Genomic DNA, 19,764 nt, shown 5'->3' with positions numbered 1-19,764 from the left:
GTTTCGATAAATTTGCAAACTAAAATTGCTGCTTTATGCACCATGGCGCAAGCGCTCAGTTTGGTTGTTGCACCATTAATGAGCACAGGGTTGTACCAACTTAACATTATCTTCCCATATTATTTACTGCTTAGTATTTTCTTATTGCTGTCTTTTTATTTTGTTGTTTTTAAATGGAATAAATAGAGGATGGTCATACCAGTGTCATGTTCTTTGATTAGTTTGCCTGCATTAAATCAAATATGATATTTCAATGATGAAACCATTTAAAATTAAACATTCGCTAATCATTTGTTTTGCTTCAGGACTATTTTTAACAGCCTGCAATAATGATCATGATGATAATTCAGCTGTTGTCGTCCCACCTAAAGCTGATACATCATTATATTTACAGACCAAACAACCCTATCAACCCCAGCAGAAACTAAGCAGTTATGAAGCAACACCAGCAGGTTATCACGCAGTTTTTACAGAATTAGTTGCTCGACATGGTTCACGAGGTCTATCGAGTATTAAATATGATTTAGCTTTATACAACATGTGGTTAAAAGCAAAACAGGAAAATGCTTTAACCCTATTGGGTGAACAATTGGGTGTTGATTTAGAAGCCATGATGAAAGCCAATATTCTATTGGGTTATGGAGTGGAAGGTATACGCCAGTATGGTTATGGCAACGAAACCTCTGTAGGTATTAAAGAACATCAGGGTATTGCAGATCGCTTATTACAACGCTTACCACAATTGTTTAATCAAGCCAGTCAACAAGGTAAATCTATACAGATCGTTAGCTCGGGTGTGGATCGAGCAGTGGACAGTGCTAAATTTTTTACCCATGCGTTGTTGAAACAGCAACCGAGTTTAAAAACTGCAATTACACCAGCAAGCTATCAAAGTCTCAACAGTACCTCTATACCAAGTATTGGTGATGGTGGGGTAAATCGCTTTCATCTGTATTTTCATAGTTTAAATGCACAAGACGATTTGGCGAATGTTAAAACAGATTTAGAAAAAACAGTCTATGCGGCTAGCTTAAAATATCAAGACTTTGAAGAGAATGATCCAGATTTAAAACAAAAAATTAAAATATTGAGTGCAGATCCTAATGCGCAAAAAATCGCAACAGAAGTATTAAGCCCAATTTTTAAAACAGCGTTTATTCAAAAAATTGGTCAAACTGGCTATAACTTTAGTAATTCAGGATCATTCACTGTAACAAGCCCTAAAGGTGAACAGATTACTGAAAAAGGAAAGGGGAAAAATACCATTGCCAGTGCAGTAGATGCTGCTGCTTATGTGTATGAGTTGTATTCAATCACTGGCGGAATGCAAGACGAGCTTGGTGCGACAAATTTTAAAAAATATATGCCAATTGAAGCGGCTAAGTTTTATGCACAATATAACGATGCCAATGATTTTTATAGTAAGGGACCAAGCTTTGATACAGGCAAAGCTGTAACAACAGATATTGCTAAATCACTCAAACAGGATTTATTTAAACAAGTTGATGATGTTATGAGCAATACACAAAAGAATGTTGCTGTATTAAGATTTGCTCATGCTGAAATCATAATTCCTTTAGCTACTAGCTTAGAGTTAAAGGGGATGATGCAATCTGTGCCTTTGACGCAGACGTTTAATTATTCAAATAGTGCGTGGCGTGGTGAAGATATCTCACCGATGGCAGCAAACTTACAGTGGGATATTTATCAGAATTCGCAAGGGCAGACTTTGTTAAAAATGCTTTATAACGAAAAAGAGATTGCTTTTAAAAAAGATTGTGATTATGCCCGCTATAAAGCAAACAGCTATTATTATGATTATTTAAAGTTGAAACAATGTTATAGTATTCAATAGATTGCTATAAAATTTGAGGGAGTACAGGTTTCTCCCTTTTAATCTGTTTATAAAAGGAACACTGTGAAATTCCAGCAACATACGATTCAAGCTGCTATTTTTGATATGGACGGTACGATGCTGGACACTGAACGGCTTAGGTTTGATGTGTTAAAACAAGCGTCTTTGGAAATCACTGGTGTAGAATTTAGCTTAGATTATTTGATGCAATGTTTAGGGCTTAATGCGTTAAGCTCAGAACAGTTAGCACAAAAGTTTTATGGTCAAGATATCCCTTACCAGCACATTCGGCAACGTGCTGAACAAATTGAACTTGAGATGATTTTGTCACAAGGCGTACCAGTGAAAGCTGGACTTTTAGAAATATTAGCATATTTGCAATCTCAAAATATCCGATTGGCTGTCGCTACATCTAGTGCCAGAAAAATTGCTGAAAAATATTTAAAACTTGCAAAAATTGATCATTATTTTACCTTGTTGGTCTGTGGCGATGACGTGATACAAGGTAAACCACATCCAGAAATTTTTAACAAAGCCTGCATGTTATTAAATCTAAATCCACAACACAGCTTGATGATTGAAGATTCTGAAAATGGGATTACTTCAGCAGATTTGGCTGGGGGAGTAACGATTTTGATTGAGGATATTAAAGCGCCAAATCAGACCATGCTGGCGAAAGCAGATTACTACTTTGAATCTATGTTAGATTTTTATCAGGCAATCATAAAATCTGACTGAATAAAATTCATTTTCAATTGAACAACACTCAGTCAATTCAAGATTTAAACATGATGATTACGTGCTTTAATAGAAGCATTAAAATTAATGTGAATTTGATGTGTTTTTAGATTCTCAAAGTTTAACAACTCCAACTGAGACACATGATTATCCCGAGTGGCACAAAGGGAGAAAACACTACGCCTTATGGTATATCGAAATTCATCATCCTGAATTATTGGCTTATTTAAGCGATTTAACAGAAAAATTCTCAAACTATTTATTGCACCCCAACACACGCCAATTTCATATCACATTGTATATTTGTGGTTTTCTAACGGAAGATAAAATGCAATTTGATGATGATTTTATCCAAAGTAAATTTCAACAACAGCTTAAAATTTTGAGCCAAAACCAGTTAAATAGTTTTAAATTAACAACAGGAAAAATAAATAGTTTTAGCAGTGCTTTATTTATACAAATTCAAGATCATGAAAATAGCCTAAGCAATATTCGACAATTATTATCCCAATCAAGTCACGAAATTGCTGCTTTAGATTATTGTCCGCATATCACCTTAGGTTTGTATTCAGCTGAATTTAAAACGCAACAAATATTTAAGGCTATCGAAACGATTGATCAAAAAAGTTTTGAAATTGGCATTGATCAGCTTAATTTTGGTATATATCAAGCGCAAGTCTTACAGGGGCCTTTAGCTACGTTACATCAGCTTATACTCAATCCGAAAAAAACAGATGGATCTTGGGAGTCAAATTTATGTTGCAATTAATCCTAGGTGGCGCGCGTTCAGGCAAAAGTAAATTAGCTGAACAGATCGCAAAAGACTTAAATCTACAAGTTGTTTATATTGCTACCGCGCAAGCGTGGGATGATGAAATGCGACAACGTATTTCACACCATCAGACACAACGACCTGATGCATGGCGGCTGATTGAAGAACCAATTTACCTCGCCGATTGTTTAAAACAAATAGATCAACAAGAACAAGTGATTTTGGTGGATTGTCTAACCCTATGGATGAGTAATTTATTGATGCATGAGAACTCAAATCTTCAGCGCATCGAATGTGAAAAATTGCTGAAAATTCTACCTACATTAAAGTCTAAAATTGTTTTAGTTAGCAATGAAACAGGACTCGGTGTTATACCAATGGGTGAAATAACCCGAAAATTTGTTGATGAATCAGGACGTTTACATCAACTATTAGGTCAAATAGCTGATAAAGTAGTGTTTTGCATCGCAGGTTTTCCGATGTTATTAAAAGGATAAATATTGTGATTTTTATCATATAAACTTGAGCATTTTAACGATTAACAATGAATTTTTAAAATACGAGATGGAGAGCAACAATGAATTGGTGGTTAGAAGCATGTAAAGTGCCAAACGCAGAAACAAAACAACAGGCTGAAGAACGTCAATTACAATTGACCAAGCCAACAGGCTCACTGTCTGTTTTGGAAAATGTCGCCGTGCAATTGGCCGCTTTGCAAAGTAATTCAAAACCCAATGTAGATAAACCTTGGATCACGATTTTTGCAGGTGATCATGGAGTGATGGCTGAAAATATTTCAGCATATCCGCAAGCAGTAACGCGTCAAATGCTACAAAACTTTGCAACGGGTGGCGCGTGTATCAGTGTAATTGCAAAAGAATATGCTGCGACCTTACAAGTCATTGATTGTGGCACAGTGGGAGAGGCTTACCAATATCAAGGGGTTGAGCGTCATAGTATTGCTCAAGGGACTGCCAATTTTGCTCAACAAGTGGCAATGACTGAGCAACAATGTCAGCAAGCCATGGCGCTGGGGCGTGAGAGTGTAGAAAAAGCCATTGCACAGGGTGCTTCAATTTACATCGCTGGAGAAATGGGGATTGGAAATACCTGTTCAGCTTCAGCGATTGCATGTTTCTTATTAAATGAAACTGCTGAGCAACTGACAGGTGTAGGCACGGGAATTCGTGCTGATCAGTTGATTCATAAAAAAAATATCATTCAGCATTCACTTGAGTTACATAAAAATTATGTTGAAAATGATGCATTTAAAGTTTTGTGTGCTGTAGGTGGCTTAGAAATTGCTGCAATGACAGGAGCTTATATTCGCTGTGCTCAACTCGGGATGCCTGTAATTGTCGATGGTTTTATTAGTTCTGTGGCGGCATTAGTCGCGGTACGACTCAATCCTGAAGTTCGACAATGGATGTTGTTTGGTCATCAGTCTGCTGAATATGGGCATCAACGCCTATTACAAGAATTGAATGCTGATCCATTATTAAAGCTTAATTTACGTTTGGGAGAAGGCAGTGGTGCGGGTGCTGCCTTGGGTGTGATTAAGTTGGCATGTAGTTTACATAACAATATGGCCACTTTTGCAGAAGCTGCGGTAATTGGCGAGAAAGTTTAAATTTATTCATAATTCAAAAAGAGCATATGCATGAAATTGAGGATTGATCTATTACGTCACGGGGAAACTACGCTGAATCATACTTTGCGTGGTTCGACTGATGATGAATTGACAGAATTGGGCTGGCAACAAATGCACCAGACCATTTCCTATGATCAATCCTCTGTGCAAACGCAATGGGATTTTATGTTTAGCTCGCCTTTAAAGCGCTGTTTCTCTTTTGCACAGAGACTTTCTGAACAAGTTCAAATACCACTGATGCAAGATCATCGATTACAAGAAATTCATTTTGGTGATTGGGAAGGTATTTCAACACAGCAGATTTATGCAAAAACGCCTGAGTTATTGGAAAATTTTTGGCAATCTCCGACACGTTTTACTCCACCAAATGCTGAAAGATATTTAGATTTTCAGTACCGAATTAAGCAAGCATTACAAGCGATCAAAGAGCAGATGTTGATTACACAAAGCCAAACAGCTTTGATTGTGACGCATGGTGGTGTGATTAAGCTTTTAAAATGTATGGCGCTACAACAATCTCTTGATGATATTTTAAAAATGTCTGCTGAGCTTGGGCAATTAAATCGCTTTATGTTGGACAGCGAAACTATGCAGTTAGAGTTATTGGAGAGCAATAAATGACCCCATTTTTTATTGCATTGCAATTTTTAACGATTTTCCCTGTTTATTTAAAAAATATGCCTTCGCCAAAACAAAATGGTCAGTCACTGCTATTTTATCCAGTGATTGGACTTTTGATTGGTTTGGTTCTGTTTGCCGTTGCCAGTTTTCTACATGTTTTGCCTGTAGTTTTACTCAGTACCATTATTCTGGTCATCTGGATTTTGCTCACGGGTGGCTTACATTTAGATGGTTTAGCGGATACTGCGGATGCTTGGGTCGGTGGCTTCGGTGATAAAGAAAATACCTTAAGAATTATGAAAGACCCAGCATGTGGACCGTTTGGTGTGCTGAGTTTAATTGTTATCTGTTTGATTAAATGGTCTGCACTGTATGTGTTATTACAGGAACAACACTATACTGCTTTGATTCTATTTCCTATTTTAGGGCGTTTAACACCATTATTTTTATTTCTGACCACTGAATATGTCCGTGAAAAGGGCTTAGGCTGGTCGATTGCTCAATATATCCCTAAAACTTGGGCAATGATCATTTTTGGTATCAGTTTATTGGGCGCAGGTTATTTTGTTTGGGTTGGTTTGGTGACGGCGACAATTTTTATCCTCACCTTAATTTATCTACGCTATAAGTTTATTCAACGAATCGATGGGATTACGGGTGACACCATTGGTGCCAGTATAGAAATCGCGGAAACCGTCTGTTTACTCTGTTTTATCATTTGTGGTTTTTATATTTAATCAGATTTAAAAACCGAAGTTTTTAAAACTTCGGTTTTTAAATTGATCACTTATTTATGTTTATCTACTCATTATTTATCAGTAAATAATTGAGAAGATTTTGATTTATATATCTGTACTAATCAAAATTAGAATTTTTTCTCTACACTGAACAAGAAGCTTGGAATAGCATCATTGACCCGAGCTTCATATAAAGCACCATCACTTTGATTATTTAAGCGCTCTTTATAGTCTGTACTCAAAATATTACGAGCACTCAGTGTTGTTGCCCAGCCTTTAGGGAAGCGTTTTGTCGCACTAATATCCACATTTACACGTTGATTGGTTGTACGATCATAGGGAAGATTGTCTAAAGCACGGGTAAATTCAGGCGTATAGCTTAGATTAATACTGCTTGCCAATTGCCAAGGCTGGTAATTGTATGAAACGCCTGTACTTGCTGTATAAGGGGCAACATCACTGGCTAAACGGGTATTATGATCGGTATCTTCGATTTTGGCGCGTACCGTCGATAATTGTCCATTCAACATAAATGAATGACCATTTTCGGTTTGTTTTAAAGCATAGCGACCTGAAATTTCTACACCGTAGGTTGTTGCTTGGTCTTGATTATACGGACGTTCAACAAAGCGTGTGCCTTCTTGACGAATCACTTTTTCGATATAGTCATCAATATCTCGATGAAAAGCCGTAATATTTACGCCACCTGCAGTAGTGTTATAACCCAAGGTTGTTTCCAGTGCGGTGATTTTTTCAGGTCGAAGATTGGGATTACCACCACGGTCTGGGTTATTGATAGAGCCTGCATCAGCATCTGTTGAAATGGAAACAGTCGGCATGAGATTGTTACTATTTGGACTTTTAAAGGCGCGACTAACATTGGTTTGCAAAGACCATTGATCGTTAAAGTCTAAACGGTGTGCAAGCACAGGGCTGAGGTTTTGATCACTGTATTCAACCAAGCCTGAACGTTCTAACCATTCCTGACGCGCACCCACGGTAAGCGTTTGACGTTTTGAAAACTTCCAACTGCCTTCCAAATAAAGTGCGTAACGTTGCTCATCTAATGTATCAGCAATATTGCTTGCTAGCGCATTGGCACGCGCATCAAGTCCAAATTTTACTTGTTTGCTTTCGTCAAACTTGCGTACCCCATCATAGGCTAAGCCGTATTCATTCACAGTTTCATCAATATAAGAACTGTATTGATTGGAACGAGTGGATTCAGTTTCATTTTGCTTTTCAATAGACAAGCGGACTTTGTCTGAGTCACCTTTATCTTTACGCTCATAACGGGTATTTAAACGAATACTGTCATTTTTATCATTTTGAACTTGATTACTGCTAGAGCCATCACTTTCATTCTTACGATAAAAAATTTCTGAAACCAGTTTTTGTTGATCATCAATTTGATATTCAACACGTGGTGCAAACATGATATTTGTACGATTGGTGCTGCGTATTTGTTGACGTGTACCATTTATATTTTCAATTTCTGTGCTTGATTTGCTGTCATTCCACATTTGATTGGCTGAAACACTGTAAATCCATGCACCATCACGCCCATCTGCTTGTACACTGATATTTTTACGTTGTTCTTCTTTTTGATCCGATTGGGTGATGCCATATCCTAATTTCACATTGCCACTAATTCCAGCATCGTCTAAGGGTTCTTTTAAAATGATATTGATCACTGCGGATGAGGCAACTGAGGCTTGAGCTACACTAGGTTGTTTGGTGATTTCAATTCGTTCAATCATTTCAGGCGTAATTGAGTCAACAATAGACATACCACCACGTGGTCCACCTTGTACAGCTTCACCATTAATCAAAAATACTGGTGCGTCACCACCACGAAAACGCATGCTGCCTGAACCGCTTGATCCACGTGGTCCTTGCCCAGGTGTTGGCATTTGAAAACCTGCTGCACGTCTTAAAGCATCATTGACCGATTGATCGCCGAATTGCAGCATTTCTTCACGTGTCACAATGGTTTTAGCGACCGCACTGATATCAGGATCTTTAGCAGGTGTTTGTTCAGCGGCAAAAACCAAGGTTTTTAATTGTTTTGGTGATTCATTTTCTTTAAGTTGAGTCGCTTCAGTGGTTTTATTTGCAGATATTGTTTCATCATTTGCAAGGCTTGCAGAGGTGATGGCGAATATTGCAAGGCTTAAAGTACTCAATGTACCCCAGTAAAGTTTTGTACGGTGCATGTTGCATCGTTCCGTTTATGTAATTTCGCGTAAGATTAGCGCACAATTATGTAGAAATTTTGAGGAAAAGTGCATGGATAAAAAATAAATTTAATGCTGAATTTTTTTTATTTAAATCAAAAAAAAGCCTAATGATTGAAGCATTAGGCTGATGAAATTTCTAAAAATATAAACTGAAAAATAGAACAGGGGATTACCACATTAAGTCATCTGGAATAACATAAGCAGCATAAGGATCTTCCTCATCCGTCACTTGTTCATTCTTCTCAGAATTATTGACAATAATAAATCCAGTCATTTTTTCATTGATACGTTCACCCAAAGCTTTGGGTAAAATTGCGTAGGCATCATTATTGTCATGTGCAATCACCAAACTGCCTGAAACCAAGGCATTATAAACTTGCTGATTGATATAGATTTTCTTAACCGAACCATCGATAAACTGATAGACCGCATCGCCATCTGTATCTGTGATTTTATGTTGACCAATCATTTGGATAATTGAAGCTTTTAAGGCTTTTTCATCTAAAATGCGTTGTTTCTCTTGATTCAGCGCTTGGTCTTTACTGATTTTCTCTTGTTTGTCTTGTTCAATTTTAGCTTTAAGCTCAGCTTCATTACTCTGACCCGTACGTTGCTCATGCTGTGCCTGCTTTGACAATTTCTTTGCTTTTTTATTATCCACTAAGCCAGCTTTGAGTAACTGTGCTTGCAATGCGTTTTTGACCATAACAATAACCAACCATTAAATGTGTTTCGAACCATGCCGAAAATAAATAAACCAATACGTTAAGCTGAGTATTAAACTTAATCCAGCAGGGATAAGGAATGAATTTAATTGTAAATAAGGATACACGATACTGGCAATCAGCCCACCCAGAATAAATCCGCAAAGAATCAATAAATGTAATGTGACACGGCGCTTTTCAATACCGAGTCCCCGAAAAAGATAGCCTAAAGCCAGACCAAGATCGGTTAAAACCCCTGAAAGATGTGTAGTGCGAATAATCGTGCCTTTATAGTGGCTGACCATGGCATTTTGCATTCCCATTGCGGTACTTGCCCAAAGTAAAGCATATTTTGGATAATAAGGAATAAATAACCAGCAAAGCAAAATAAACACACTGACAAGACTGAGTGGAACACCATATCTACGACCCAGTTTAAAATTGCTATTACCTAAAATAAAGCCACTATAACTTGACCCAATCACATAACTGAGCATGACCAAGAAAAGGTAAAGCACATGATCATATTGTTGATGAATCAGTGCTTGCGCAAATAAACTGGCATTGCCCGTCATATGAGAGATGGATTGATGAAGGACGGTAATCAAACCAAGCACATTAATTATGCCTGCATTGACTGCAAGCATAAACGCACCTAGTTGAATCCAAACGGGCAAATACTGTAGAGGCATAATTCCTTCTTTTTATTCATATACCTTGTATATTAATTTTTAGAAAGATCAACTGCTGCTGTAAATAAGACATCAGTCGAGGAATTCAATGCTGTTTCTGTTGAGTCTTGAAGCACACTAATCACCATACCAATTGCAATTACTTGCATTGAGATTTCTGAAGGAATACCAAATAAACCACAAGCCACGGGAATTAACAACAGAGAACCACCAGCAACACCAGATGCACCACAAGCCGTTACCACAGAAACTACAGATAAGATCACCATAGTGACAATATCAACTTGAATACCAAGTGTATGCACAGCAGCGAGGGTGAGCACGGTAATCGTTACCGCTGCACCTGCCATGTTAATTGTTGCACCTAATGGGATCGCAACGTTAGCAGTAGTATCATTTACCCCTAAGCGTTTTGCCAAATCAAGGTTTACTGGAATATTTGCCGCAGAACTGCGGGTAAAGAATGCAGTGATTCCACTTTCTCTTAAGCATTTTAAAACCAAAGGATATGGGTTTTTACGCATCACAAAACCAACAATCAATGGATTGATGACGAGGGCTACAAAAAGCATGGTACCAACAAGTACAGCAATTAAGTGCGCGTAGTTTTTTAAGGTTTCTAAACCTGCTTGCGCAAATGTTGCAACAACTAAGCCAAAGATCCCCACAGGAGCAAAAGCAATCACCACACGAATAATGGCATTCGTCGCATCCGCAATATCTGTAATCACTTGTTGAGTGGTTTCTGAACCGTGACGAAGTGCCGCACCTAAGCCTACAGCCCAAGCTAAAATGCCAATAAAATTCGCTTCATGTAAAGCTGTTATTGGGTTGGTAATAAAACTAAGGAGTAGATTTTTTAATACTTCTGCTACGCTACCCGGTGGCTGTAAAGTCACTTCACTTGCATGTGCAAAAACCAAAGTACTTGGAAACATCGTGCTTATCGTAATGGCACTAATCGCAGCCAGTAACATTCCAATTGCATATAATCCAAGAATTGGTTTTAAGTTACTCGCACCTTCGCCAACTTTAAAGTTAGCAATCGATGAGAGAACCAAGACAAATACAAGAATTGGTGCAATGGATTTTAATGCTTTAATAAAAAGCTCGCCTAAAATAATGAAATATTGGGCTGAATTGGGGAATAGATACGCAACTATAAAACCAAGAATAATGGCAATAAGAATACGAGTAACTAAACTTAAACGTGCTAGGACAGCAAACATGTTGAACCTTTATGCCTAAACTGGTCTAAAATCGATGAACAAGCCGCGTATTCTATACCTAAAAGCGAAAACTTAAATAATACAATTTCGCCATAAAAATTAAGATATTAAAAAATATATAGCTTTTTCAGTAATCATAATAAAAAATGTTGATAATTTAAACGATTATTTAACTAAAAGTTTGGGCATCTAATTGATGCATGGCTTGGTAATGCGTTAAATAAATATTTCCACTAAGCTGTTTAATTAAATTGGACTGTTTTAAACGATCCATGACTGGACCTTTGACTTCCGTGAGATGCATTTGGATTTTTAATTTATTTAAATCACTGTTGATTTCTTCCAGAGTTTCTAAAGCGCTTGCATCAATATTACTAATACTTGAGCAATTGATCACCACATGATGTAGTTCTGGGTGTTTACTGACTTCTAAAATGATAAATTCTTTTAAGGTATTGGCATTTAAAAAACTTAGATTTTCATCTATACGAATAGACACAATATTGGTACTGGTCAAAACATCATGTCTTGAAATATTGCGGAAATGTTGCGTGCCTTCAACTAAGCCAATGACGGCAATATGTGGACGGCTAATACGCCATAACAGCAATAAAAATGTAGAAACAATACCAATAATCAAACCTGTTGAAATATCGATACACAACACCCCAAAGAATGTGACCCACATGGCAATCCCATCAGCTTTGGAATAACGCCATGTTTCAATGAAGGGTTTAAAATCAACCAATTTCCAAATGGATACCATAATGGTGACAGCGAGAATCGCTAAAGGAAGTTGTTTAAATAAACCGGTAAAATATAAACTCACAATCACGATAAAAATTGAAGATAACACACCAGCCATAGGTGTTTTTGCGCCTGCATCTGCATTGACCACTGTACGTGATAAACTGCCAGTCACAGGAAATGCTGATGTGACACCTGCACTAAAATTGGCTAAACCCAGTGCAATCAGCTCTTGATTACTATTGAGCTCACTACGTTGTTGAAATGCTGTGGTCTGTGCAATAGAAATAGATTCGACAAAACTCACCATGGTAATCATGGCTGCACCGGGTAAAAGCTGGATCACCAAATCCCAGCGCCAGTAAGGCATGGCAATTGGTGGAAATCCCGAAGGAATCTCACCTACGGTTTTGATGCCAAATTGGTCTATATGCAGGAAATGTATTAACGCAATCGAAATAAACACCAGAACCAAGGGCAGTGCTTTCACCCAGAATTGTAGAGAATGTGCATAAGATTGGCATAACTTAGATTTAAAAAAAACTGGGATGTAAATCAAAAACAGAATGGCACAGACACCAAAAATCAAAGTTTCAATACTGGTAAAGCTAATGTATTGCCATAGGCTTTGAATAAACTCGATAATATTGCCTGATTTTAAGGGAACATCGAGCATAAATTTAACTTGGCTGAGTGCAATCAATACTGCGGATGCGATGATAAAACTCTTAATCACAGGATGGCTGATTAAACGGATTAAAAAGCCGAATCTAAAAATTCCCAGTAAGCTTGAAAGTATGCCGACGAGAAGTGCCAATAAACATGCGGCTTGAATATATACAGGCGAACCTACCTCATAGAGCGGTTCAAGTGTAGCAAAGGTCATCATGGAAATCAGTGCAACAGGACCAATCGAAAGCGTTGGACTGCCACCAACAATGGCATAGATGATCATGGGTAAAATACTGGCATATAAGCCAGTCACAGGAGGCAACCCAGCAACCATGGCATAAGCCATACCTTGTGGTACAAGCATTGCAATGACGATTAAAGCAGCAAGTAGATCAGCCCTAAATTTAGGGACATTATAGTCTTGCAGCCATTGCCATGCAGGGAGTATTTTACTGAGTTGAACTTTTGGGGCAGCCATTGGAACTTCATTAGCATATTTTCATATATATTATGCAGAAAAAATGCTAAGAAAAATAGCGACAGCTAACTTATATACTGAATTGTTTGTTTTTATTTTAAATTTATCTAGACGCTAAGATGTGTATTAAACCTGTGGGCAATACAAATCATATAAGGTTGTTAATACCACTGTCAGTTTTTGATCTTTAATAGAATAATAAATTTGCTTCCCATCACGACGTGTTGAAACAACATCACTTTTACGTAACATCATCAATTGTTGAGAAAGCGTCGGTTGATTAATCTGAGTTTTTTCTTCTATTTGCGAAACATTTAACTCTTCTTGAGCAAGATGGCATAAAATGAGTAAGCGATCTGTATTGGCTAAAGATTTTAGAATAGTCACGACTGATGCAGCTGATTCACGCATTACATCAATTTCAAGATCACTAGACATCGGTAGGTTCCATCCATTATTTAATACAGTATAACTGTGTCAGTGCATGTCGTATGGCTTTTAGCTTATGTTTTTTGATGAATTTCTAAATCAATTTTGTGAATATATCTTCACATTCTGTTTTAACTTTCTACAGAACTAGATTTTCTCTATTTACAGTTGAATAAATAGACAAAAATAAGTGATATGTTAAGATGTAACTACAGCTAAAAATCAAGCTGAGGATATTTGACATGACGACATTTACAGCAATGAAGACGACATTACGTGAGGAAGCAACGATTCCAGTGCTTGCTATCGATGCGTTTAGTGCGGCATTTAATCATGCAAGTCAGTCAAACGCTACAATCACTTATGTAAAAGATCAACAGCTAGTCCAACAAAGCAATGGTAAAGTCAAAGTTGTTGAAGATTTATCTTCTGCCTATGTGGTTCCCAAGCTTAAACACAGTGTGTTAAAACGTAAAAAGAAACAAGAGGTGATGGCATAACTTTATATGCGACAGCCGAGAATAAGAATGTTTGCTGGTCCAAACGGATCAGGTAAAAGCACAATTAAAGACTATTTAGCGCCCCATCAGATTGGGGCATATTTAAATGCAGATGAGCTTGAAAAACAATTATCTGCGACTCAAAGTTTATGCTTAGATGATTATCATCATGATTTATCTAGCGCAGCGTTACTGAAATTTTTAAAACAAAAAAAACGTAAAAAGAATGACCAAGTCGTGCCGCTATTATCCTCAAAACCACAAATTTTGGATGGACTCATTATATTTAACCGAGATGAAATCGACTCCTATCTTTGCGCACGCATTATCGATTTTATTCGGATGGAATTTTTAAGGTTAAAAATGAGTTTCACTTTTGAAACTGTGATGTCGCATATCAGCAAAGTTGAGTTTCTACGTGAAGCCCAGAAACAAGGCTTTAAAACGTATCTGTACTATGTGGCAACCGTTGACCCTAAAATTAATATTGGACGTGTGCAATATCGGGTCGCTACAGGTGGTCATGCTGTGCCTGTACAGAAAATTTGTGAGCGCTATTACCGTAGTTTAGATTTATTGATGTTGGCAATTGAAGCCTCAGATCGTGCATATATTTTTGATAATTCAACTCACGGTGAAAAAGCAGCTTTTATTGCAGAGATCGAAAAGGCTGAAGTGCTAAAACTAAATCCTGTTGTCGAGTATTTCCCTAAATGGTTTGTAGACAAAGTATTGAGTGAATTTAATTAATTTTAAGATTAGATCTGTTTGATAAACAAAAAAATCATGTTGAGTGAAACATATTGGTATTAAAAGTTTCTTCTTTCTTTGGGATAGGGCAAGAAAGAGGGGATTTTATGTTGATTTATCGTTTTAAAAAGGATTGATAAACGAAGTCTATTGGCAAAATATTAGAAATTAGAATAAATAATAAGCTGTTGATTATTCATTATAAATATAATTAAAGCCATTCGAGGATTTTTAATCAAAACTAAAAATTAGGCTGTGCAATCCTGTAGCAAATCATATAGCGATTATATTTGCAGTTATGACTTTGATTTGCACATTTCTATATATCATTATTTGAAGATGAGGTTGATTAATTTAAATAATTATATATTATAAAAACATATATTGTATAGGTTTAAAGCAATGCATGATTTTATACTGGCCTTTTTGGGTGGAGTCCTACTTGGGCTGGCTGTAGTTGGCTACTTATTTGTAAATGGTCGTGTTGCTGGGATAAGTGGTCTAATTGCACAAGTCCTCAATCCACACAGAATTTTTAAAACACCCGCTTTGTGGTTTTTATTGGGCTTATTCAGCACACCATTTATCTATAGAGTGATTTTTAATCCTGAAATCGTGATGCTAACGACAAGCCCAATTTTACTTGTCATCGCAGGTCTATTGGTTGGTTTTGGCACACGATTAGGATCAGGCTGTACCAGTGGTCATGGAATTTGTGGGATAAGTCGTTTGTCTAAACGCTCAATTGTTGCGACTTGTACCTTTATGCTGGCTGGATTTATCACAGTGTATGTGATGCGTCATGTGATTGGAGCTTAATCATGAAAAATATCTTTGCATTTATCTTTGGCGGGCTATTTTCTGTAGGTTTAATGCTTTCGGGGATGTCGAATCCAGCAAAAGTCATCGGTTTTCTAGATATATTTGGCCAGTGGGATCCAAGTCTGGCTTTTGTGATGATCGGCGCAATTGTAGTCGCATTTATTCCTTTTCAAAAAGCGATACGTCATCCTGTGACTGTGTTTAATGAAGTGATCGAATTACCAAAAAATACCCAACTCGATACAAAGTTAATTGCAGGCGCTTTCATTTTTGGTATAGGTTGGGGAATTGCTGGAATTTGTCCAGCACCAGCATTTACATTGATTGGTTTAGGTTATTATCAAGCCCTATATTTTATTGTTGCCATGCTGTTTGGCGTATTGATTCATCGCAAAGTGACAGGAGCATAATTTTTTATGAATCCATTTGTACAAGATTTTTTTGATGAAGCCAGTAATACCTTTAGTTATGTGGTGGTTGATCCTGCAACTCAATACTGTGCCATTATTGACAGTGTATTGGATTATGATGCGGCATCTGCAACAACATCGACAACACATGCAGACCATATTATCGAGTATATTCAAAAACATCACCTTACAGTGCAGTGGATTCTTGAAACACATGTACATGCAGATCATTTAACAGCTTCGCAATACTTAAAAGCACAATTAGGTGGTCAAATCGCCATGAGTGAAAAAATTGTGACTGTTCAAGATATTTTTAGTCAAATTTATAATATTGATTATGAGTCTTTAAAAGCACAGCATTCCTTTGATTATTTATTTAAAGATCATGAGATTTTTAAGATTGGCGAGTTAGAGGCATATAATCTCCCTACGCCTGGCCATACCCCAGCTTGTTTGACCTATGTGATTGGTGATGCAGCCTTTGTTGGTGATACTTTGTTTATGCCTGATTATGGCACAGCGCGTTGTGATTTTCCAAAAGGCAGTGCGGCACAACTTTATGATTCTGTGATGAAAATTTTTAACTTAGCAGAGTATACTCGGTTATATTTATGCCATGATTATTTGTCTGAATCACGCCAAGATTATCATTGCCAAACAGACATTAAAACCCAACGTGAAGAAAACATCCATATCCATACAGGGGTGACTAAACAAGCCTTTATTGCGATGCGGGAACAGCGTGATGCTACATTGGCTATGCCGAAATTGATCCTTCCAGCCATTCAAATCAATATGAATGCAGGTCAATTTCCTGAGCCTGAAATAAATGGTATTCGTTATTTAAAATTACCTTTAAATTATTTTAGGTAAATTGCTTAAATTAAAATGTATTTATTAAATGATAATGATTTAAATTTTTATTCAATAATTATGCAATTTAATCACGATGATTGTTTATTTAGTTTTTTAAAATAATTTTTTTTAATTTGCTTGAAAATTACGCAATGATTGATTTTTTTATGGATATTGTTAAGATTATTGTAAATAAGTGCAGAACTCAATCATAGAATTGAGTCTCTTTAGAATAAATCATAACAGGGGGATTTTTTCTGATATTACAAAATATAAAATTTATTTATTAGGTTGATATTTAAGGATAATTTAAATAAACATAGGTTTGTCATAAATTTGAAACATACCTAAAAACTTAAAAGAATAGATTTTATAAACGTTATTGTATACAATTTAAACTTATTGATTAAAGTGTGACTTATATCACATGGATTTTTTAAAAAAATAACGACTCGACACTTGGGTTATACAAGAATCTGTGGTTATTTAAAATACATATAAGTTTGAACAATGGTTTATCTTAATTTTTGCGTTGATAGATAGGATTAATTTATGGCAGGCATTTATTTACCTTTGCATTCGAGTTTGAATCAGGTGGGTTCATTTCCAAAGTCTATAACTCCTCGATCTGCACAAATTTTGAATGAAGTCAAAGAAGCTTTAGATCTGATACCACACCTTATTTGGGTGACAAAATTGGGGATTGGCTATTGTAATACCCCATTAAAAGAATTTATTGGTGTAGATACGCATAATATTTGCGATTCCGATTGGATTAAATGCTTACATCCTGATGATGCAGAACATATCTATAATATTTGGATAACCGCGCAGAAAACTGGTCAGCGTTTTGAAAAAGAATGTCGTATCCGTCATGTGAATGGCGACTATCAATGGTTTTTGCTGATTGCTCAAAGTACGGTTTATAAACAACAGTTTTTTGATTGGACCATAACCTGCACCAATATTCATGAACGTGCAACGTTATTACGTGAAACCAGTGAGTCGTTAAAAGCCAATACAGATATGCTTGATGTCAGTGTCGACTGTATCAAAATTATTACACCAGATGGTTATGTGTCACATATGAACAAATCTGGTTGTATTGCATTACTAGGACAAGAAAAAGTAAAAACTTTTGGTATGGAATGGCTCGGACTATTGCCACCAGAAGTGCGTGAACAGGGTAAAAAAGCCATTAAAGAAGCGGCAAAAGGGAAAAACGCCAGATTTGCAGGTAAAAGTGTCTTTGGTAATTTAACCATGTATTGGGACAATATTTTAACCCCAGTTGTCAATGAAAATGGTCAAACCACCAGTATTTTATGTGTTTCACGAGATATAACCAAACAACGTATTGCCGAAGAAAGACTCAGAGTGATCTGTGAATTTGATGAAATGACGAGTTTGATGAATCGTCGTGCATTTAAAAGAAGGCTAAAGGCATCAATCTCTAAAGCCAGAGAAAATCGAAGCAAAATTGGATTGTTACTGATTGATTTAGATCATTTTAAACATATTAATGACACTTTGGGTCATTCTGCTGGTGATCATTTACTCAAGGTTTTGTCTAAACGCCTTGCGCATTGTTTAGATGAGAATGCCTATATCTCAAGACTCGGGGGTGATGAGTTTGCGGTGGTGATTGACCATGTGGAAAGTCATACACAGATTGAGGCTGTTTCCAAAAAATTATTACAACAACTCGATGCGCCTATTACTTATAGCGGTAAATTGCTGAATGGTGGTATGAGTATCGGCGGTTCAATTTATCCGCATGATGCCAAAGATGGCTCAGGATTGTTGAAATGTGCAGATGCTGCTTTAAATGACCTTAAAGAACGGGGTCGTGGTGGAATTCGTATGTTTGGTGTAGACATGTTTGAAATTGCCCAAAGTAAAGCCAAGCAATTAAATACAGCGCGCCAAATTATCCGTAACAATCAAATTGAACCATTTTACCAACCTAAAGTGAAACTGGATGATTGCTCAATTATTGGTTTTGAAGCATTACTCAGATGGCGAGATGTAGAGGGCAATGTTTATTTACCTGCGACTGTTGCTGAAGCATTTAATGATTTTGAGTTAGCGACTAAAATCAGCGAAACCATGCACGATAAAATATTTACAGATATTTCTCATTGGATCAAGCAAGGCTTTAATGTTGTACCGATTTCAATCAATGCTTCACCTGTAGAGTTTATGCGGGATAATTATGCCGAAATTTTATTAAAGCGCTTAACCCAGTATGCCATTCCACATCATCTTGTTGAAGTCGAGATTACTGAACATGTTTTGGCTGATCGTGGCTATGAATATGTTATCCGTGCATTGAAAAAACTTAAACAAGAAGGCGTGCGGATTGCCTTAGATGACTTTGGAACAGGGCATTCATCGATGACGCATATTCGTGATTACCCTGTAGATAGTTTAAAAATTGACTATAACTTTGTAAATCGTATGCATGAAGAAAAGTCAATTAAAGCGATCGTGGAAGGGATTGCAAAATTAGGTCCAATCCTTTCTTTAGATATTATTGCAGAAGGGATTGAAACGATTCAGCAGCTTGAAAATTTAAGAGCCGTGGGCTGTAAATTTGGCCAAGGTTTCTTATTTAGCCAAGCGATTTGTGCTGAACAAGTGCAAGAAATGTTGCAATAAGGGGCTTTGGATTAACAACAATGATTGGGTTAAATTATGTCTTTACTCAATCATTTGTATTCCATACATAAAATATAGAAAAACTTTAAAAAAGGGCTTGAAAAGTCTACAGACTACAGGTATTGTAAATTCAATATAGATTTTTATGAACGACATAAAGATGAAAAAGCAACCTGTAATCGCTACTTCTTATTATTTCTG

General features: G+C 36.7%; 19 protein-coding genes. 13 read left to right on the top strand and 6 right to left on the bottom strand.

What is annotated here, in order from left to right:
- Positions 1 to 256 precede the first annotated feature (256 nt).
- The 7 genes from M2R48_RS11015 (at position 257) to M2R48_RS10985 (ending at position 6,374) form a co-directional block, all read left to right on the top strand.
- Positions 257 to 1,855, top strand: a complete 1,599-nt coding sequence (locus M2R48_RS11015) for a histidine-type phosphatase (RefSeq protein WP_262087484.1) — start codon at positions 257 to 259, stop codon at positions 1,853 to 1,855.
- A gap of 63 nt (positions 1,856 to 1,918) precedes the next feature.
- A complete protein-coding gene (locus M2R48_RS11010; RefSeq protein WP_262086137.1) occupies positions 1,919 to 2,593 on the top strand; it encodes an HAD family hydrolase in 675 nt (224 codons plus the stop codon).
- Positions 2,594 to 2,693: 100 nt separating this feature from the next.
- The gene (locus M2R48_RS11005) at positions 2,694 to 3,362 is read left to right on the top strand and encodes a 2'-5' RNA ligase family protein (RefSeq protein WP_262086136.1); all 669 of its coding nucleotides are present in this window, start codon (positions 2,694 to 2,696) and stop codon (positions 3,360 to 3,362) included.
- On the top strand, positions 3,350 to 3,862 hold the full coding sequence (gene cobU, locus M2R48_RS11000; RefSeq protein ID WP_262086135.1) for a bifunctional adenosylcobinamide kinase/adenosylcobinamide-phosphate guanylyltransferase: 513 nt from the start codon (positions 3,350 to 3,352) through the stop codon (positions 3,860 to 3,862). The genes M2R48_RS11005 and cobU overlap by 13 nt, the downstream gene beginning before the upstream one ends.
- 80 nt (positions 3,863 to 3,942) lie before the next feature.
- Entirely contained in the window at positions 3,943 to 4,995 is a 1,053-nt protein-coding gene (gene cobT, locus M2R48_RS10995; RefSeq protein WP_262086134.1) for a nicotinate-nucleotide--dimethylbenzimidazole phosphoribosyltransferase, read from the top strand.
- A 30-nt stretch (positions 4,996 to 5,025) separates the two neighbouring features.
- Positions 5,026 to 5,637 (top strand): histidine phosphatase family protein, encoded by a 612-nt coding sequence (locus M2R48_RS10990; protein WP_262086133.1) that lies wholly within the window; start codon positions 5,026 to 5,028, stop codon positions 5,635 to 5,637.
- Positions 5,634 to 6,374, top strand: a complete 741-nt coding sequence (locus tag M2R48_RS10985) for an adenosylcobinamide-GDP ribazoletransferase (protein ID WP_034616781.1) — start codon at positions 5,634 to 5,636, stop codon at positions 6,372 to 6,374. The genes M2R48_RS10990 and M2R48_RS10985 overlap by 4 nt, the downstream gene beginning before the upstream one ends.
- A 128-nt stretch (positions 6,375 to 6,502) precedes the next feature.
- Here M2R48_RS10985 and M2R48_RS10980 read toward each other — a convergent pair whose 3' ends face one another.
- The 6 genes from M2R48_RS10980 to M2R48_RS10955 all read right to left on the bottom strand — a co-directional run bounded on the left by M2R48_RS10980 (position 6,503) and on the right by M2R48_RS10955 (position 13,574).
- Positions 6,503 to 8,590 carry a TonB-dependent receptor plug domain-containing protein gene (locus M2R48_RS10980; protein WP_262086132.1) on the bottom strand — a complete coding sequence of 696 codons (2,088 nt, stop codon included), beginning with the start codon at positions 8,588 to 8,590 and terminating at the stop codon, positions 6,503 to 6,505.
- 193 nt (positions 8,591 to 8,783) lie between these two features.
- Positions 8,784 to 9,320 (bottom strand): DUF2058 domain-containing protein, encoded by a 537-nt coding sequence (locus M2R48_RS10975; RefSeq protein ID WP_004821753.1) that lies wholly within the window; start codon positions 9,318 to 9,320, stop codon positions 8,784 to 8,786.
- Between the two features lie 15 nt (positions 9,321 to 9,335).
- Positions 9,336 to 10,010 (bottom strand): YoaK family protein, encoded by a 675-nt coding sequence (locus M2R48_RS10970; RefSeq protein ID WP_004821751.1) that lies wholly within the window; start codon positions 10,008 to 10,010, stop codon positions 9,336 to 9,338.
- A 32-nt stretch (positions 10,011 to 10,042) separates the two neighbouring features.
- A complete protein-coding gene (gene sstT, locus M2R48_RS10965; protein WP_262086131.1) occupies positions 10,043 to 11,239 on the bottom strand; it encodes a serine/threonine transporter SstT in 1,197 nt (398 codons plus the stop codon).
- A 169-nt stretch (positions 11,240 to 11,408) separates the two neighbouring features.
- A complete protein-coding gene (locus tag M2R48_RS10960; RefSeq protein ID WP_262086130.1) occupies positions 11,409 to 13,136 on the bottom strand; it encodes a SulP family inorganic anion transporter in 1,728 nt (575 codons plus the stop codon).
- Positions 13,137 to 13,262: 126 nt separating this feature from the next.
- Positions 13,263 to 13,574, bottom strand: a complete 312-nt coding sequence (locus M2R48_RS10955; protein ID WP_004720219.1) for an ArsR/SmtB family transcription factor — start codon at positions 13,572 to 13,574, stop codon at positions 13,263 to 13,265.
- Positions 13,575 to 13,807: 233 nt separating this feature from the next.
- On the opposite strand from M2R48_RS10955, the gene M2R48_RS10950 reads away from it, so the two are divergent.
- The 6 genes from M2R48_RS10950 (at position 13,808) to M2R48_RS10925 (ending at position 19,563) form a co-directional block, all read left to right on the top strand.
- Positions 13,808 to 14,065: a hypothetical protein gene (locus tag M2R48_RS10950; RefSeq protein ID WP_262086129.1), complete on the top strand. Its 258-nt coding sequence runs from the start codon at positions 13,808 to 13,810 to the stop codon at positions 14,063 to 14,065.
- A 6-nt stretch (positions 14,066 to 14,071) separates the two neighbouring features.
- Positions 14,072 to 14,815 (top strand): zeta toxin, encoded by a 744-nt coding sequence (locus tag M2R48_RS10945; protein ID WP_262086128.1) that lies wholly within the window; start codon positions 14,072 to 14,074, stop codon positions 14,813 to 14,815.
- A 402-nt stretch (positions 14,816 to 15,217) separates the two neighbouring features.
- Positions 15,218 to 15,634, top strand: a complete 417-nt coding sequence (locus M2R48_RS10940) for a YeeE/YedE family protein (protein WP_262086127.1) — start codon at positions 15,218 to 15,220, stop codon at positions 15,632 to 15,634.
- 2 nt (positions 15,635 to 15,636) lie between these two features.
- Positions 15,637 to 16,047: a DUF6691 family protein gene (locus tag M2R48_RS10935; protein WP_239045569.1), complete on the top strand. Its 411-nt coding sequence runs from the start codon at positions 15,637 to 15,639 to the stop codon at positions 16,045 to 16,047.
- A gap of 6 nt (positions 16,048 to 16,053) precedes the next feature.
- Complete coding sequence (locus M2R48_RS10930) at positions 16,054 to 16,920, top strand: MBL fold metallo-hydrolase (RefSeq protein ID WP_262086126.1); 867 nt, start codon at positions 16,054 to 16,056, stop codon at positions 16,918 to 16,920.
- A gap of 534 nt (positions 16,921 to 17,454) precedes the next feature.
- Positions 17,455 to 19,563, top strand: coding sequence for a bifunctional diguanylate cyclase/phosphodiesterase (locus M2R48_RS10925; RefSeq protein WP_262086125.1), 2,109 nt, complete (start codon positions 17,455 to 17,457; stop codon positions 19,561 to 19,563).
- Positions 19,564 to 19,764: the final 201 nt, after the last annotated feature.

Source organism: Acinetobacter sp. I-MWF (assembly GCF_025433935.1).
In the GTDB taxonomy this organism is placed as follows: Bacteria; Pseudomonadota; Gammaproteobacteria; order Pseudomonadales; family Moraxellaceae; genus Acinetobacter; species Acinetobacter guillouiae.
This window is presented reverse-complemented; position numbering and strand designations above follow the sequence as displayed.

Excerpts from the sequence above, each read along its gene's own strand:
- M2R48_RS11015 (WP_262087484.1), top strand. The coding sequence starts at position 257 with ATGAAACCATTTAAAATTAAACATTCGCTAATCATTTGTTTTGCTTCA.
- cobU (WP_262086135.1), top strand. The coding sequence starts at position 3,350 with ATGTTGCAATTAATCCTAGGTGGCGCGCGTTCAGGCAAAAGTAAATTA.
- cobT (WP_262086134.1), top strand. The coding sequence starts at position 3,943 with ATGAATTGGTGGTTAGAAGCATGTAAAGTGCCAAACGCAGAAACAAAA.
- M2R48_RS10990 (WP_262086133.1), top strand. The coding sequence starts at position 5,026 with ATGAAATTGAGGATTGATCTATTACGTCACGGGGAAACTACGCTGAAT.
- M2R48_RS10985 (WP_034616781.1), top strand. The coding sequence starts at position 5,634 with ATGACCCCATTTTTTATTGCATTGCAATTTTTAACGATTTTCCCTGTT.
- M2R48_RS10980 (WP_262086132.1), bottom strand. The coding sequence starts at position 8,590 with ATGCACCGTACAAAACTTTACTGGGGTACATTGAGTACTTTAAGCCTT.
- M2R48_RS10975 (WP_004821753.1), bottom strand. The coding sequence starts at position 9,320 with ATGGTCAAAAACGCATTGCAAGCACAGTTACTCAAAGCTGGCTTAGTG.
- M2R48_RS10970 (WP_004821751.1), bottom strand. The coding sequence starts at position 10,010 with ATGCCTCTACAGTATTTGCCCGTTTGGATTCAACTAGGTGCGTTTATG.
- sstT (WP_262086131.1), bottom strand. The coding sequence starts at position 11,239 with ATGTTTGCTGTCCTAGCACGTTTAAGTTTAGTTACTCGTATTCTTATT.
- M2R48_RS10960 (WP_262086130.1), bottom strand. The coding sequence starts at position 13,136 with ATGGCTGCCCCAAAAGTTCAACTCAGTAAAATACTCCCTGCATGGCAA.
- M2R48_RS10955 (WP_004720219.1), bottom strand. The coding sequence starts at position 13,574 with ATGTCTAGTGATCTTGAAATTGATGTAATGCGTGAATCAGCTGCATCA.
- M2R48_RS10950 (WP_262086129.1), top strand. The coding sequence starts at position 13,808 with ATGACGACATTTACAGCAATGAAGACGACATTACGTGAGGAAGCAACG.
- M2R48_RS10945 (WP_262086128.1), top strand. The coding sequence starts at position 14,072 with ATGCGACAGCCGAGAATAAGAATGTTTGCTGGTCCAAACGGATCAGGT.
- M2R48_RS10940 (WP_262086127.1), top strand. The coding sequence starts at position 15,218 with ATGCATGATTTTATACTGGCCTTTTTGGGTGGAGTCCTACTTGGGCTG.
- M2R48_RS10935 (WP_239045569.1), top strand. The coding sequence starts at position 15,637 with ATGAAAAATATCTTTGCATTTATCTTTGGCGGGCTATTTTCTGTAGGT.
- M2R48_RS10930 (WP_262086126.1), top strand. The coding sequence starts at position 16,054 with ATGAATCCATTTGTACAAGATTTTTTTGATGAAGCCAGTAATACCTTT.
- M2R48_RS10925 (WP_262086125.1), top strand. The coding sequence starts at position 17,455 with ATGGCAGGCATTTATTTACCTTTGCATTCGAGTTTGAATCAGGTGGGT.